The 14,681-nt window shown below is 67.9% G+C and carries 11 protein-coding genes; 6 read left to right on the top strand and 5 right to left on the bottom strand.

The window, feature by feature from the left end:
* Positions 1–433: 433 nt before the first annotated feature.
* Positions 434–919 carry a nickel-responsive transcriptional regulator NikR gene (gene nikR / locus QW887_RS21495; RefSeq protein WP_316169821.1) on the bottom strand — a complete coding sequence of 162 codons (486 nt, stop codon included), beginning with the start codon at positions 917–919 and terminating at the stop codon, positions 434–436.
* A 197-nt stretch (positions 920–1,116) separates the two neighbouring features.
* On the opposite strand from nikR, the gene QW887_RS21490 reads away from it, so the two are divergent.
* Together QW887_RS21490 and QW887_RS21485 are read left to right on the top strand one after the other, a co-directional pair.
* The gene (locus tag QW887_RS21490; RefSeq protein WP_316169822.1) at positions 1,117–3,465 is read left to right on the top strand and encodes a TonB-dependent receptor; all 2,349 of its coding nucleotides are present in this window, start codon (positions 1,117–1,119) and stop codon (positions 3,463–3,465) included.
* A 333-nt stretch (positions 3,466–3,798) separates the two neighbouring features.
* Positions 3,799–4,413 (top strand): class I SAM-dependent methyltransferase, encoded by a 615-nt coding sequence (locus QW887_RS21485; RefSeq protein WP_316184026.1) that lies wholly within the window; start codon positions 3,799–3,801, stop codon positions 4,411–4,413.
* A gap of 101 nt (positions 4,414–4,514) precedes the next feature.
* Here the strand turns inward: QW887_RS21485 and QW887_RS21480 are convergent, their stop codons facing one another.
* Both QW887_RS21480 and QW887_RS21475 read right to left on the bottom strand, forming a co-directional pair.
* Positions 4,515–4,781: a hypothetical protein gene (locus QW887_RS21480; protein ID WP_315713457.1), complete on the bottom strand. Its 267-nt coding sequence runs from the start codon at positions 4,779–4,781 to the stop codon at positions 4,515–4,517.
* Between the two features lie 278 nt (positions 4,782–5,059).
* Entirely contained in the window at positions 5,060–6,244 is a 1,185-nt protein-coding gene (locus QW887_RS21475) for an extensin family protein (RefSeq protein WP_315825288.1), read from the bottom strand.
* 463 nt (positions 6,245–6,707) lie between these two features.
* Here QW887_RS21475 and QW887_RS21470 point away from each other — a divergent pair, with 463 nt between their 5' ends.
* The gene (locus QW887_RS21470) at positions 6,708–7,478 is read left to right on the top strand and encodes a DUF2147 domain-containing protein (protein WP_315769196.1); all 771 of its coding nucleotides are present in this window, start codon (positions 6,708–6,710) and stop codon (positions 7,476–7,478) included.
* A 78-nt stretch (positions 7,479–7,556) separates the two neighbouring features.
* On the opposite strand, the gene QW887_RS21465 is transcribed toward QW887_RS21470, so the two are convergent.
* Positions 7,557–8,924, bottom strand: coding sequence for an ATP-binding protein (locus QW887_RS21465; RefSeq protein ID WP_316184029.1), 1,368 nt, complete (start codon positions 8,922–8,924; stop codon positions 7,557–7,559).
* A complete protein-coding gene (locus tag QW887_RS21460) occupies positions 8,911–9,681 on the bottom strand; it encodes a response regulator (protein WP_315713462.1) in 771 nt (256 codons plus the stop codon). The genes QW887_RS21465 and QW887_RS21460 overlap by 14 nt, the downstream gene beginning before the upstream one ends.
* 226 nt (positions 9,682–9,907) lie before the next feature.
* On the opposite strand from QW887_RS21460, the gene QW887_RS21455 reads away from it, so the two are divergent.
* From QW887_RS21455 to QW887_RS21445, 3 genes are read left to right on the top strand one after another with little or no spacing between them, the layout of a single operon-like run.
* Entirely contained in the window at positions 9,908–11,383 is a 1,476-nt protein-coding gene (locus tag QW887_RS21455) for an efflux transporter outer membrane subunit (RefSeq protein ID WP_315769200.1), read from the top strand.
* Positions 11,384–11,424: 41 nt separating this feature from the next.
* Positions 11,425–12,717: an efflux RND transporter periplasmic adaptor subunit gene (locus QW887_RS21450; RefSeq protein WP_316184032.1), complete on the top strand. Its 1,293-nt coding sequence runs from the start codon at positions 11,425–11,427 to the stop codon at positions 12,715–12,717.
* Complete coding sequence (locus tag QW887_RS21445; protein WP_316184034.1) at positions 12,717–14,678, top strand: MacB family efflux pump subunit; 1,962 nt, start codon at positions 12,717–12,719, stop codon at positions 14,676–14,678. Before QW887_RS21450 ends, QW887_RS21445 begins: the two co-directional genes overlap by 1 nt.
* Positions 14,679–14,681: the final 3 nt, after the last annotated feature.

The following is a 14,681-nucleotide window of genomic DNA, read 5'->3' as shown; positions in this document are numbered from 1 at the left end:
TCAACGGGCGCGGGCGCGAATGCAGGAGTTGTAGGGCAGGCAAAGCAGCCGCCTGCAGGACGGTCGCGTGCCCGCCATCGCTCCGCGCAGGAGATTGCGGAATGGTGGGCACGGCGCGCGGCGCATCGCGTCTGATCATTGACATCGCGGGCGCGCCTTTGCCCACCCTACCCTGTCGTCATTGCGAGCGTCAGCGAAGCGACACAGGGGCGGCACGAAAGGTCTGGATTGCTTCGTCGCTGCGCTCCTCGCAATGACGATCGGGGCAGCTATCGCGCCACACACCGGCTGTCATCGCCCGGCCTCGACCGGGCGATCCAGTACGCCGAGACGGCGATGATCCCATAGAGAGGCCGCAACGTACTGGATATCCCGCTGCGCGGGTTATGAGGAGGGAGAATTTGGCAGGCGGCGTGCCCTATCGTCTTCCGTGTTACCTCTTCCCGCTCTTCGTGCTGTGGGAATGCGAATGGCTGTGACTATGGCTATGACCATGCGCGTGCCCATGGCCTTGCGCCGGATCGACCGGCATCATCGCGACGTGGCCGTGGCGGACGCCGCGTTCGGCGATGACGTGGTCGGCGAACGCCTTGACCTCGCGACGCTCGCCCTTGAGCACGGTGACCTCGAGGCAGCTCTCCTGGTCGATGTGGACGTGCAGGGTCGCCTGGGCGAGGCCGGAATGGTCGTGCGCCTCCTGCGTCAGGCGCTTCGGCAATTCGCGCGCGGCATGGTCGTAGACGTAGCTGAGAGTCGCGATGCAGTGGCGGCTGTCGGCGGCGCCGGCGTCGGCCGTTTCGAGGCCGCTGCGCAGCAGATCGCGAAACGCCTCCGAGCGGTTGTCGTAGCCGCGCCGGGCCATGAAGGCGTCGACCTCCGCGAGCAGATCGTCGTCGATCGTGATCGTCAGGCGCTGCATGTCCGTCTCCTCGATCTGCGCGGCAAGCGCCTATCCACCAGATGAGTATGATGTTTTCACGTTGACATCATACCGGTGTCACCTTAGCGTTCTTTAACATTCGACAGTGGGGCGATCCAAGCGAGCATGTCGCGGACCAACGAAGGCGCGCGGCAGTTGACGATGCATGCCCTGTGGCGAGCTCTAGGGGCGTGACGATGCGGTGGCGTGGGGCGAGTGTTGGCGTGCTGATGGCGGCATTGGCGCAGCAGGCAAACGCCCATCCGGAACGGGCCCCTGCCGAGTTGCCGACGGTCGACGTCGACGCCCCCCGACGCACGGCCAAGCCCAAGCCGCAGGTCCGGCGCGCGGCGCAGCCGCCGAAGCCGAGCGCGGCCGGTGCGGCTGCGCATGTGATGCCGACCGCCACGACGGCGGCTGCACCGTCCGGCGCGCCCAGTGTCGGCTCCGGCCCGGCGCGGCCGCAAGGCATGGCGAGCGAGGTCGTGATATCCGGCGAGGAGATCAACGCCCGCCCGGCGACGCGCCCCGGCGAGGTGCTGGAAGCGGTGCCCGGCCTGATCGTCACGCAGCACTCCGGCGAAGGCAAAGCCAACCAGTATTTTCTGCGGGGCTACAATCTCGACCACGGCACCGACCTCGCGCTGTTCGTCGACGGCGTGCCGGTCAACATGCGCACCCATGCGCACGGCCAGGGCTATGCCGATCTGAATTGGCTGATGCCGGAAACGATCGGCCGGGTCGACGTCCGCAAGGGCCCCTACTTCGCCGACGAAGGCGACTTCGCCTCGGTGGGAAGTGTCCATATCGGCCTGATCGACAGCGTACCCAAGGCGATCGCGCAGATGACGGCCGGCAGCTTCGGCTATCGCCGTTTCTTCGGCATGGACTCGGTGCATGTCGGTGACGGCCACCTGTTGATTGCCGGTGAAGCCGGCCGCTACGACGGCCCGTGGACCACGCCGGACGACGCCAAGAAGATCAACGGCCTGATGCGCTACTCGCAGGGCACCGCGACCGACGGCTTCACCATCACCGGCATGGCCTATGCGAACCGCTGGACCTCGACCGACCAGGTGCCGGAGCGTGCCATCACCTCGGGCGATCTCGGCCGCTACGACGCGGTCGATCCGACGGACGGCGGCAAGACCAACCGCTTCGCGCTGTCGGGCCGCATCGCCGGCACCGACGAGGCCGGCTCGTGGAAGGCCAACGCCTATTTGGTGAAAAGCCAGCTCGATCTCTACAACAATTTCACCTACGCGCTGAACAACCCAACCTATGGCGACCAGTTTCACCAGCACGACGACCGGCTGATGCTCGGGGCCAACGCCTCGCGCACCTTGAACGGCAGCTTCGCCGGACGGCCGATGGAGACGACGTTCGGCGTCCAGACGCGCTATGACGACATCGCGCTGGCGCTGACGAACACCCGTCAGCGGGTGCTGCTCTCCGACATCGATCCCTTGAGCACCGGCGTCGTTCGTGCCGACAAGGTCGGCGAAGGCAGCGTCGGCCTCTACGTCGAGAACACCGTGCGCTGGACCGACTGGCTGCGCACCACGGTCGGCTATCGCGGCGACTATTATCAGACCCACGTGTATTCGCTGACCAACGGCAACAACACCGGCGATGCCGCAGCCGGCCTCGGCAGCCCGAAATTCCGGATGGTGATCGGGCCGTTCGACAAGACCGAGTTCTTCGTCGGCGCCGGCTATGGCATGCACAGCAACGATGCCCGCGGCGCGACCACGACCGAGGATCCGGCCGATCCGACCAACAAGCTCGCCTCCTCGCCGCTGCTCGTCCGCACCAAGGGCGCCGAGGTCGGCGTGCGCACGCGCATCATTCCGGGGCTCGACTCGTCGCTCAGCTTCTTCCTGCTCAACCAGGATTCCGAGATCCTGTTCTCGGGCGATGCCGGCAACACCGAGGCGAGCCGACCGAGCCGGCGCTATGGCTTCGAGCTGACCAACCATTACCGCCCGGCGTCGTGGATCGACATCGATGCCGATCTGGCGATGACGCATGCGCGCTTCGTCGGCGACAACACCGACCAAGCGGCGGTCTACGCCTCGCTCGCAGGCTACCCCCAGGCCCAGCTCGGCAATGCGCCCGGCAACTACATCCCCAACGCGCCGGCGATGATCGCGTCGGCCGGCATCACGCTCGGCGAGAAGACCGGCTGGTTCGGCGGTCTGCGCTGGCGCTATCTCGGCTCCACGCCGCTGACCGAGGACAACTACTTCCGCTCCACCCCGACCAGCGTGTTCAACGGCCGCATCGGCTTCCGCGACGCCAATGGCTGGCGCATCCAGCTTGACGTGCTGAACCTGCTCAACACCAAGGCCAGCCAGATCTCCTACGGCTACGGCTCGCTGCTGCCGACTGACCAGCTCTACCAGGCGTGCTACGGCTCATCGACCTCCCCGTTGCCGCCCCCGCCGGTGCCGCCGGCCCAGGTCTGCCAGACCGGCGTGATGGACCGCGTGCTGCACCCGATCGAGCCGCTGACGTTTCGGGTGACGGTGGCGGGGACGTTTTGAGGCGGAGCTTGCTAGGTCTCACGCCCTCTCCTCGCGGACGGTGAACTCCCCTCCCCCTTGCGGGGAGGGGTTGGGGGTGGGGGACCACGAGTCCCGCTGTTCGTGATGGAGAGTCGATCTATCAAGAACACTGGAGAATCATCGCGCGCGTCGAACGACCGCAGTCGAACGCGTGAAATCGTTCACGCGTGAAGTGTGCCCCATGGAACGTTCAGCGCGTGGGGACCCCCACCCCCGACCCCTCCCCGCAAGGGGGAGGGGACTCACCGCCGGCTGGGCAAGAGTTCGAGCCGTCGCGTGCTATAATGTGTGCCTCTTCTCGGGACCGAAACCATGTCCGACCGCACCACCCATTGGCAGAACGTCTACACCACCAAGGCCGAGACCGAGGTGAGCTGGTACCAGGACGACCCGGCGACGTCGCTGCGGATGATCCGCGAGGCCGGTGCGACACCGACATCGCGGATCATCGACATCGGTGGCGGCGCCTCGCGGCTGGTCGATGCGCTGCTCGCGGCCGGCTACGGCGCGCTCGCCGTGCTCGACATCTCCGACGCGGCACTGGCGACGGCGCGCCGCAGGCTTGGCGCGGCGGCGGCCGGGGTGACGTGGATCGCCTCCGACGTCACCACCTGGTCGCCGGACGCGCGCTACGATGTCTGGCACGACCGGGCCGCCTTCCATTTCCTCACCGCGCCCGAAGACCGCGCCGCCTATGTCGACCGCCTGCGCGCGGCCGTGGTGACCGGCGGGGCCGTCATCATCGGCACGTTCGCGCCCGATGGTCCGGAGAGGTGCAGCGGACTGCCGGTCGTCCGCTACGACGCCCACGGACTGGCCGCTGCGCTGGGTCCTGCTTTCACGCTGGAGGACAGTTGCACCGAGGTGCATCGCACGCCATGGGACTCGACGCAGCAGTTCCAGTTCTGCCGCTTCCGCGCCGGTTAGAGCATGATCCGGAAAAGTGGAAACCGGTTTTCCGAAAAGATCATGCTCAAACAAGGAGATGAGATCATGATGCGATTCCGTGGAATCGCATCATGATCTAGTCAGCAGCACAGAGGCGGGCCATCCGACACGACGAGAACCTCGGTGTCGGCATCCTCGCTGCGCGCGGCATCCTCCGCTCCACCAGCCGACGTCTCGCTCTCCGGCGGCGTGCGCCAGGGAATCGGCTTCGGCGGCATCCGCTCCAGACGCTGTGCATCGGCGACGGCGCGGCGTGCCGTCTTCAGCGAGCGGCAGACCAGCACGGCCTGCTCGGCGGTGCCGACCTCGAAGCCCGCCCCAATCGCCTTGATGCGATACGATGCCATCTCCGCCTCTCCCAATCCGGCAGCAACCAGAACCCCGCGCGCCTTGTTCCTGGCGACTGTGGCAGGTCTAGTGTCGGCCAAAGGCGGACGGCAAAACTGGTCAACGGACTCCTAATCCGCAGCGCGTGACGTCGGGGTTTCCGTTTCGGGGCGGGACAGAGCGCGGTCAGGCGCGGCTGACGGCGAAAGAAATCCACAGCCGCGCACAGGAATGGCGAATGGCGAGCAGGTGATCGTCCCGATCCCGATTCGCTACTCGCTGTTCCCTATTCGCCCTCTCAATAGTCCCGGAATTCGTCTTCCTCGTTGATCAGCTGGCCGATGCTGCGCGGCTGCTTGCGCGACGGGATCGAGCTGGTCACGTCGGGCTCGCGCTGGCCGTAGCCATAGCGCCGCTGCTGCGCACGTGCCGCCACCGCCTCGCCGGATTGCGCGGCTGGCTGGCAGATCATGCGGCGGCTGGCGCGGCGCATCAGGTCCACATGGATGTGGTCGTAGTGATAGACGTTGGAGCCGGGCGCCAGCACGGTGGTGAACTGCTGGCACGCCCCGCCCTGGATGTCGCGCAGAAAGCCCTGCTCCTCCGGCAGGCCGATCCAGCCGTCCTTGACGCTGATGCGGCGGCCGTCGGCGAGCGTGAAGGCGGCGATGTCGAGCGCGTTGCCGAAGGCATGCTCGGAAATGTGCGCGCTCGGATTGCCGTTCATGCCGCGGCAGGAATAGGCCGAGATCTGCTTGATCTCGACGACCTTGGTGCCGAACCAGCGCTGGGCTGCCGGCTGCACCGACTCCGCGATCCAGCGGTCGAGTGCCGAGACGATCGGACAGGCGAGCGTCGCGGTCGGCTTCACCGCGACCGGGCCGACGGTGCCGACCGGATCGCGCGACGGTCCGAGCCGCGGCGGCGGTTCCTGCTGCGGATAGGCGGTGCGAGCGGCCGGCTGACCGCGATAGGGCGAATAGGCCGCGTCGGCCGGCTGATCGACGTCGTCCTCGCCGACCGGCGGCTCGAGCTGCAGTGGCGCGCCGGGAGGGGCGCCATGGGACGGCGATGCCGAATTCGGATAGGCCGCGCTCGACGCGGGATAGGCCGGCTGCGGCGCGGCCTGCGGCTGATAGGTCGCGGGCGGGGCGTAGCGTTGCGGCGGCTGGTTGATCGGCCAGCGCGGCTGGCCGCCGATCGCGGCCGGTGGACGCAGGCTTTCATCGGCGAAGCCATAGCTCGTGGTCGCTTCGCCGAGCGCCGCCACCTTCAGCGGATAGTCGGCGCCGCACATGCCGGGGCCGGAGATCGGATTGATGCGGACGATATCCGCGCTCTCCTTCACCGCGCCCGATTTCAGGCAGGCGATCTCGGCCTCGGCCCGCCACGGCTCGCGCTCCTGGAAGAATCCACGGCCGCAACCCGCAAGCGAGACAAGGACGATGGAGCCGACGAGATACAAACGAACTCCGCGCGTCATATGCAGAGGTTTGCGGCAATTTGCTTAAGGACCTGTCAATGCCGTCCATTTACGGCGCGCAAACCATCGTGACGTGAAAGGCAGTCCATTTACGGGGAAGCGACAACCGCGCTGTCTTTTTTGCCGATGCCGATCGGATATGTGTGGCGCGCGCTTTGCGGAGCAGGCGTCAAGCGCGAGCGCACGCCAGGTGCGCGAGATGCGAAACGGGAGCGGTCCCATGAGCCTTGCCGATCGGCTGAGCATGGTGGTCACGTATGTCGTGTTTGCATTTGTCGGCGCGATCATCGTCGGGATGATCTGATCGCTGCGATCCGACCTCGATCGATGGACGGGCTGCGGTGGGCCGCGTGCGGCCCCAGCCGCATTGGCTTTTCGGCTGTGACCCTTGTCACAGATCGCGCCGTCACCCGCGTCTAAGAGTTCCCTCCAGGTTCACGACGCCGTCCGAGGGAGCTCATTCATGAAGACCGTGTATCTGGCCGCAGCAGCCGTTCTGATCGCGAGCAGCGCCGCGCAGGCCGGCAGCTCGATCGCGTTCAATTTCGACGGACACAAGATCCGCGTCACCGTGCCGCGCAACTGCCAGTCGCTGTCCTGCCTGCAGGTGTCCGGCATCGACCTCAGCGGGCTGAAATCATCCAAGCTCGACGATGACGATGCGCCGGCGAGCAGCGCGCCTGCGGCCGGCGCTCCGGCCCCCGCTGTCGCGGCGCCCGTGGCGGCTCCGCCGGTCGTCAACGCGCCGGCGCCCGCCGCCACCGCGCCAGCCGCGGCCGCGCCAGCCCCTGCATCGCCCACTGCCGCTGCGCCATCCACGACCGTGCAGATGCCGGTGCCGCCGGCGCCGGTCGCGGCGACCGCGCCTGCTCCACAGCCAGCCCCGGCACCCGCGCCGGTCACGGTTGCCGCGGCGCCTGCCGCAGTTCAGCCGGCGCCGGCAGCCGATCCGAACTCGCCGCTCGGGCTGTGGGCCACCGAGGGCGGCAAGGGCAATGTCGTGATCGAGCCGTGCGGCGCCAACATCTGCGGCTTTGCCGAGAAGACGCGGGAGAAGATCCTGATCAACATGAAGCCGAAGGACAGCAAATGGGTCGGCCGCATCCACGATCCGGACGGCGGCGGCAACTACGACTCCACCGTGGTGCTCAAGAATCCGAACACGCTGCGGGTCCAGGGCTGCGCCTTCGGCGGCCTGTTCTGCGGCGGACAGACCTGGAAGCGCGTGAGCTGATTGCCGTCCCTCGACATCGGCGAACGCAAAGGCCCCGCCGGGATCAGCACCGGCGGGGTTTCCTCCTCGTGGCGTCTGCTACGCCACCTTGGCGGGGATCGCCGCGGGCATCGCGAGGCGCAGCGGCAGCGACAGCCGTACCCGCAGGCCGCGCGGGGCGTTGGGCATCAGCGCGATGCCGCCGTCATGCTTCTTCATGATCTCCTGCGCGATCGACAGCCCGAGGCCGAAGCCGCCGGCGGAGCGCGCCTGGTCGAGCTTGACGAACGGCTCCAGCGCGCGCGCCTGCAGCGCCTGCGGAATGCCCGGGCCGTCATCGGCGACCTCGATCGCGATCATGCCGTCGGCCAGGGTCGACAGGCTGACCACGACCTCGCTGCCGTGCTTGACCGCGTTCTCGACCACGTTGGTGACGGCGCGCGACAGCGCCCGCGCCCGGCCCTCGCAGACCAGCCGCGACGGTCCATCGAAGCTGACGGCGTGGCCGACATCGGCGAAGTCGCAGCAGATCGTCTCGAGCAGGCTCGCCAGCTCGATCCGCGCCGGCTGCTCGGCCTTGGTGTCGTCGCGCAGGTAGTCGAGCGTCTCGTCGAGCATGCGGCTGACCTGGTCGATGTCGCGCAGCATCGCGCTGCGCATCTCCCCCTGCCCGATGCGCTCCGAGCGCAGCCTGAGCCGCGTCAGCGGCGTGCGCAGATCGTGGCTGATGGCCGCCAGCATGCGCGTGCGGTCATCGAGCAGCGCGCGGATGCGCGCCTGCATCTCGTTCAGTGCGTCGGCGACCTGCACGATCTCCTTCGGCCCGCGCCGGCCGAGCGGCTCCTGCGCCCCCGGCGAGCGGCCGAACGCGGCCGCCGCGCGCGCCATGTCCGACAGCGGCCTGATGATCGCGCGCGCCGCGTAGATCGACAGCAGCACGCCGAGGATCAGGATGAGAAACAGGAATACGGCGGTCGGCTTGAGCACCATCGACCAGAATTCGAGGCGCGGCACGTCGTCGAACACCAGCGCACGCTCGCCGTCGACCTGGACGATGATCTGGGTCGGCGGCGCCGCACCATAGCCGACGCCGTGGAGCAAGGTGACGTCACGCAGCACGCTGAGCTGACGGCGGGCCAGCCGCGAGGTCCATGGCACGTCCCTGACCGGCTTGGCGAGCAGCGTCAGCGAGGTCAGCGGCACCAGCTCGACCTGGATGCCGGAGCTGCGCAGGCTCGACAGGCTGCTCTCGACGGCCACGGGGTCGTTCGCGGCGCGGACGAAGTGCACCGCCTCGGCGACGCGCGCGATGCCGTAGGCCGGCGATTCCTGCTCGTCGGGCGGATCGAGAAACAGCAGCGCGGCCGCGATCATCAGCACCATGCCGAACAGCACCGACAGCGACGCCAAGGTCACGATCTGCGTGGTGAGGCCGAGGCGCGGGCACGGCTTGCTATCTGGCGTCATCGATGGTCTCGACTCTTGGCGTGAACACGTAGCCGCCGAGGCGCACGGTCTTGATCAGGGACCAACTGCGCGCGCCCGGCTCGATCTTCTGCCGGATACGGCTGATATGGACGTCGATGCTGCGCTCGACCGGCCCGGCCTGCCCGCCGTGCGCCAGCTCGATCAGTTGCTCGCGCGACAGCACGCGGCCGGCATTGCGGCAGAACGCCAGCAGGATATCGAACTCCGCGCTGGTCAAGGTGATCTTGACGCGGTCGGGATCGAACAGCGTGCGCGTCGCCGGCTCGATGCGCCAGCCGTCGAACGTCATCGGCGCCTGCCGCGCCGCGATCACGGCGGGATGCAATTGCGACCGGCGCAGCAGCGCGCGGATGCGCGCCACCAGCTCGCGCGGATTGAACGGCTTGACGACATAGTCGTCGGCGCCGAGCTCGAGGCCGAGGATGCGGTCGATGTCCTCGCCCTTCGCCGTCACCATGATGATCGGCACGGTCGAGATCTGGCGCAGGCGGCGGCAGATGCTCATGCCGTCGTCGTCCGGCAGCATCACGTCGAGCATGATGAGGTCGACCTGCTCGCGCTGCAGGAGGTCGTTCATCGCGGCCGCGGAGGACACGAAGCGCGGCGCGAAGCCGTGCTCCTGCAACAGCTCGGTGAGCAGCGCCGCAATCTCCCGGTCATCTTCGACGCAGAGAATGCGCGCGGCTGCCGGTATGTTCGCGTCTGCGGACACGGCGGTATCGTGTGACGACATCATGCGCGGAACATGGTCGATTTGAGTCCAAAAGAACAGCCCGAAGCGAGGTCCGATCGTGGCGAAAGTAAGCTGTATTGTTAAGGCGGAAACATTTCTTCACGCGACTTAATCCTGCGCAATCGTTAACCTGCCTAGGCTCCGCGCATCAAACAAACACGGGGAAGTCCTGCGGCGTGGCCGACCAGCCGGCGCGGCCTCCTTTCGAACCGCGATAGTATCAGCCGCCGTGAAGCCCGTCCTGCTCGCACTCTGCCTCGCCACGCCGCTGCTCGCCGGCTGCGCCGTCGGCCCCGATTACGTGACGCCTGAGTTCGGCGTGCCGAAGCGCTGGAGCAGCGACCGCAATCGGCCGGCGCAGACGCTGAAGCTCGCGCAGTGGTGGCGCAACCTCAATGATGACCTGCTCGATCAACTGATCAGCGAGGCGGTTGCCGGCAATCTCGACGTCGCCGCCGCCAAGGCGCGCATCCGCGAGGCGCGGGCGACGCAGCGCCAGGCGGTCGGCGCGCTGTTTCCGTCCGTCAGCGGCACCGGCACGGCAACGGAGACCCGCAGCGCCGGCAGCTCGACGAGCGGCATCGCGATCGCTCCTACCACCTACAGCCAGTACCAGGCCGGCTTCGATTCGAGCTGGGAGCTGGATCTGTTCGGCGCCAACCGCCGTGCGGTCGAGGCGGCGACCTACGGCGTCGATGCCGCCGAGGACGATCTGCGCGCGACCTTGCTGACGCTGGTCGGCGACGTCGCCTCCAACTACATCGATGCCCGCGCCTACCAGGCGCGAGCGGCGCTGGCGCGGCGCACTGCCGCCTCGCAGCGCGAGACCGCGGCGCTGACCGAGCGCAAGCAGAATGCCGGCTCTGCCTCGGCCGTCGACACCGCCAAGGCGAGCGCGCTGGCCGCCAGCACCGAAGCAACCATCCCGACCTATGAGAGCAGCTATCAGCAGGCCGTGCATCGGCTCGGCGTCCTGCTCGGCCGCGACCCGACGGCCCTGAATCTCCGCCTGTCGCGCGCGGCGCCGATCCCATCGCCGCGCCTGCCGCTGCCGAAGGGCATCCCGGCCGACGTGCTGGTCATGCGGCCCGACGTGCGCAAGGCCGAACGGCAGCTCGCGCAGTTCACCGCGAAGATCGGCCAAGCCACCGCCGCGCTGTACCCGGATGTCAGCCTGACCGGCACGGTCTCGACCACGGCGCTGAAGCTCGGCGATCTCGGCAAGAGCTCGACGATCGGCTGGTCGATCGGCCCGAGCGTCTCGGTGCCGATCTTCAACGGCGGCAAGCTGCAGGCCGCCGTCGAGGTCGCGGAAGCGCAGCGTGACGAATACCACGTCGCCTGGCGCAGCGCGGTGCTGAGCGCGCTCGAAGACGTCGAAAACGCCATCGTCGGCCTCGGCCAGGAGCGCATCCGCATCCGCAGCCTGAGCGAGTCGGCCCGGCGCTATGGCGAAGCCGCGCGGCTGTCGCGCTCGCTCTACCAGACCGGCTCCAGCACCTTCCTCGACGTGCTCGATGCCGAGCGCTCGCAGTTCACCGCCGAGGACAACCTGCTCGCCAGCCGCGCTACGCTCGCGAAGAACTACGTGGCGCTGGCCAAGGCGCTGGGCGGCGGTTGGACCGCAGCGATCGACAGCTCGCTGCCCGAGGTCGTCGACAGCGGCACCGGCCCGCATCTCGCACAGGCCGTCGCGCCCAAATAATCTACGATCTGAACTTCAAAAAGTGCCTCCGAAGTGATCCGATGAACGCACCCTTATCCCACATGCCCCGACCGGTCGCGGTCGATGGCGGCCTCGCGCCGGCGCCGAAGCCGAAGCGGCCACGCCGCTGGCCGCTGCTGATCGCCGGAGCGCTCGTCGTTCTGGCCGCCGCGATCGTGCTGATCATGAGGCTGACCAGCAATCCCAACGCCAATCTCGTCACCGCACCCGTCACGACCGGCGACATCGAGCAGACCGTGCTCGCCACCGGCACGCTGAAGCCGGTCAAGCTCGTCGCGGTCGGTGCCCAGGCCTCGGGGCGCCTCGTCGCGCTCAACGTCAAGCTCGGCCAGAAAGTGAAGGCCGGCGACCTGATCGCCGAGATCGACTCGCTGACGCAACAGAACACGCTGCGCACCAACGAGGCGAGCCTGCGGAGCGTGCGGGCGCAGCGTGACGAGAAGGTCGCCACCCTGGCGCTGGCGGAGGCCAACCTGGCGCGGCAGCAGGTTACGCTGGCGCAGAAGGCGTCGTCGCGCGCCGACTACGACAGCGCCGAGGCGACCGCGAAGCAGACCCAGGCCCAGATCGCGCAGCTCGACGCGCAGATCGTCGAGGCCGAGGTGGCGATCGAGACCGCGCGCGTCAATCTCGGCTACACGAAGATCACGGCTCCGATCGACGGCACCGTGCTGTCGATCGTCACCCAGCAGGGCCAGACCGTGAATGCGGTGCAGTCGGCACCGACCATCGTCGTGCTCGGCCAGGTCGAGACGATGACCGTGCGGGTGGAGATTTCCGAGGCCGATGTCGTCAAGGTCAGGCCCGGACAGAACGTCTATTTCACCGTGCTGGGCGAGCCCGATCATCGGTACGAGGGCACGCTCGGATCGATCGAGCCGGCGCCCGAATCGATCAAGAGCGATTCGAGCTTCTCGTCGAGCACGACGACCACGTCGAGCAGCAGCTCGTCCTCGTCCACCACGTCCTCCGCGATCTACTACAACGGCGTGTTCGACATCGCCAATCCGGACGGGCGGCTGATGACCTACATGACGGCCGAGGTTCACATCCTGCTCGGCGAGGCCCGCAAGGTCCCGACCATTCCGTCGTCCGCGCTTGGCAACGCCAATCCCGATGGCAGCTACACGGTGCGCGTGCTGACCGGCGCAGGAACGCTGGAGAGGCGCACCATTCGCATCGGCCTCAACAACAAGATCCGGGCCGAGGTGCAGTCCGGCCTGCGCGAGGGCGAGCGGGTCGTCATCTCGACGCCCGACGAGGGACCGAAGCGAACCGTGATGCCGCCGCCGGCCTCCTCCGGAGGCCCGTGATGGCGGAGGTGCTGATCGATCTGCAGAACGTCGGGCGGTGCTACGCCTCCGGCGAAAGCGCCGTCCATGCCTTGCGCGGGGTCGACCTCCAAATCGCGCGCGGCGAGATGGTCGCCATCGTCGGGCAATCTGGCTCCGGCAAGTCGACGCTGATGAACATTCTGGGCTGCCTCGACCGCCCGACATCCGGCAGCTACCGGATCGCCGGCCGCGAGATGGGCTCGCTCGATCCGGACGAACTGGCGGCGTTGCGGCGCGAGCATTTCGGCTTCATCTTCCAGCGCTACCATCTGCTGGGCGAACTCAGCGCCGCCGACAATGCCGAGGTGCCTGCGGTCTATGCCGGGCTCGGCCCGGCGGCACGCCACCGCAAGGCCGAGGCGCTGCTGCAGCGGCTCGGCATGGGCAGCCGTACCGACCACAAGCCGGGTCAGCTCTCGGGCGGCCAGCAGCAGCGGGTCTCGATCGCCCGCGCGCTGGTCAACGATCCCGACGTGATCCTGGCCGACGAGCCGACCGGCGCGCTCGACCGCGCCAGCGGCGAGGAGGTGCTGCGCATCCTCGACGAGATCAGCGCCTCCGGGCGCACCGTCATCATCGTCACGCACGATCCGAGCGTCGCGCAGCGCGCCCGGCGCATCATCGAGATCGAGGACGGCCGCGTCATTTCCGACCGGCTCAATCCGCGGACTTCGGAACCCGCGCCAGCCGCAGCGACCGAAGACCACGCAGCGCAGGCGGCGTCGTGGTGGCGCAGCCAGCTCGACCGTTTCCGCGAGGCCGCGCGGATGGCACTGCTCGCCATGAATGCGCACCGGATGCGCGCATTCCTCACCATGCTCGGCATCATCATCGGCGTCGCCTCGGTCGTGCTGGTGCTGGCGCTCGGCAAGGGCTCGCAGGCCAAGGTGCTGAAGGACATCAACCGGCTCGGCACCAACACGCTGGAATTCTTTCCCGGCAAGGATTTCGGCGATACGCGCTCCAGCAAGATCAGGACGCTGGTGCTCGCCGATGCCAAGGTCATGGCGCAGCAGCCTTATGTCGATGCGATCTCGCCGACGGTCTCGACCACCAGCACGCTGCGGTTCGGCGCGATCGAGGTCAGCGCCCAGATCTCCGGCGTCGGCGAGCAGTATTTCCGGGTCAAGAACACCGAGCTTGCCGAAGGCAGCTATCTCGATGCCGATACCGTGCGCTCCTACGCCCAGGACGCCGTGATCGACGATAATGCGCGCAAGGCGCTGTTTCCCGATCCCGACGTCAGTCCGCTCGGCAGCGTGGTCCTGATCGGCAAGGTGCCCTGCCGCGTCGTCGGCATCACCAAGCAGCAGCAGGCCGGCTTCGGCTCCAGCTCCACGCCGATCGTGTACCTGCCCTACACGACCGTGCAGGCGCGCTTCCTCGGCAACCAGGTGCTGCGCAGCATCAGCGTCCGCGTCGACGAGGCGACGCCGATGGCGGCGGCCGAGCGTGCCGCAACGGCGCTGCTGACGGCGCGGCACAATGCCAAGGATTTCTTCGTCCTCAACACCGATGACATCCGCAAGACCGTCGAAAGCACGACGCAGGTGCTGACACTGCTGGTGGCGGCCATCGCCGTGATCTCGCTCTTGGTCGGCGGCATCGGGGTCATGAACATCATGCTGGTGTCGGTGTCGGAGCGCGTCGGCGAGATCGGGGTGCGCATGGCGGTCGGCGCCCGCCGCAGCGACATCCTGATGCAGTTCCTGATCGAGGCGGTGCTGGTCTGCCTGCTGGGCGGTGCGCTGGGCCTTGCGCTCGCGGTCGGCTTCGGCACGGTCTTCAACGCGCTCGACGTCGGCTTCCAGCTGATCTATTCGCCGCTCGCCATGGTCGGCGCCGCCGTCACGTCGATGGCGATCGGCATCGGCTTCGGCTACATGCCCGCCCGCAGCGCCTCGCGGCTCGATCCGGCAACGGCTCTGGCAAGGGAGTAGGTC

The sequence above is a fragment of the Bradyrhizobium sp. SZCCHNRI3052 genome, from assembly GCF_032484895.1.
Classification (GTDB): Bacteria; Pseudomonadota; Alphaproteobacteria; order Rhizobiales; family Xanthobacteraceae; genus Bradyrhizobium.
The sequence above is the reverse complement of the archived record's forward strand: the minus strand, read 5'-3'. Positions and strand labels throughout refer to the sequence as shown.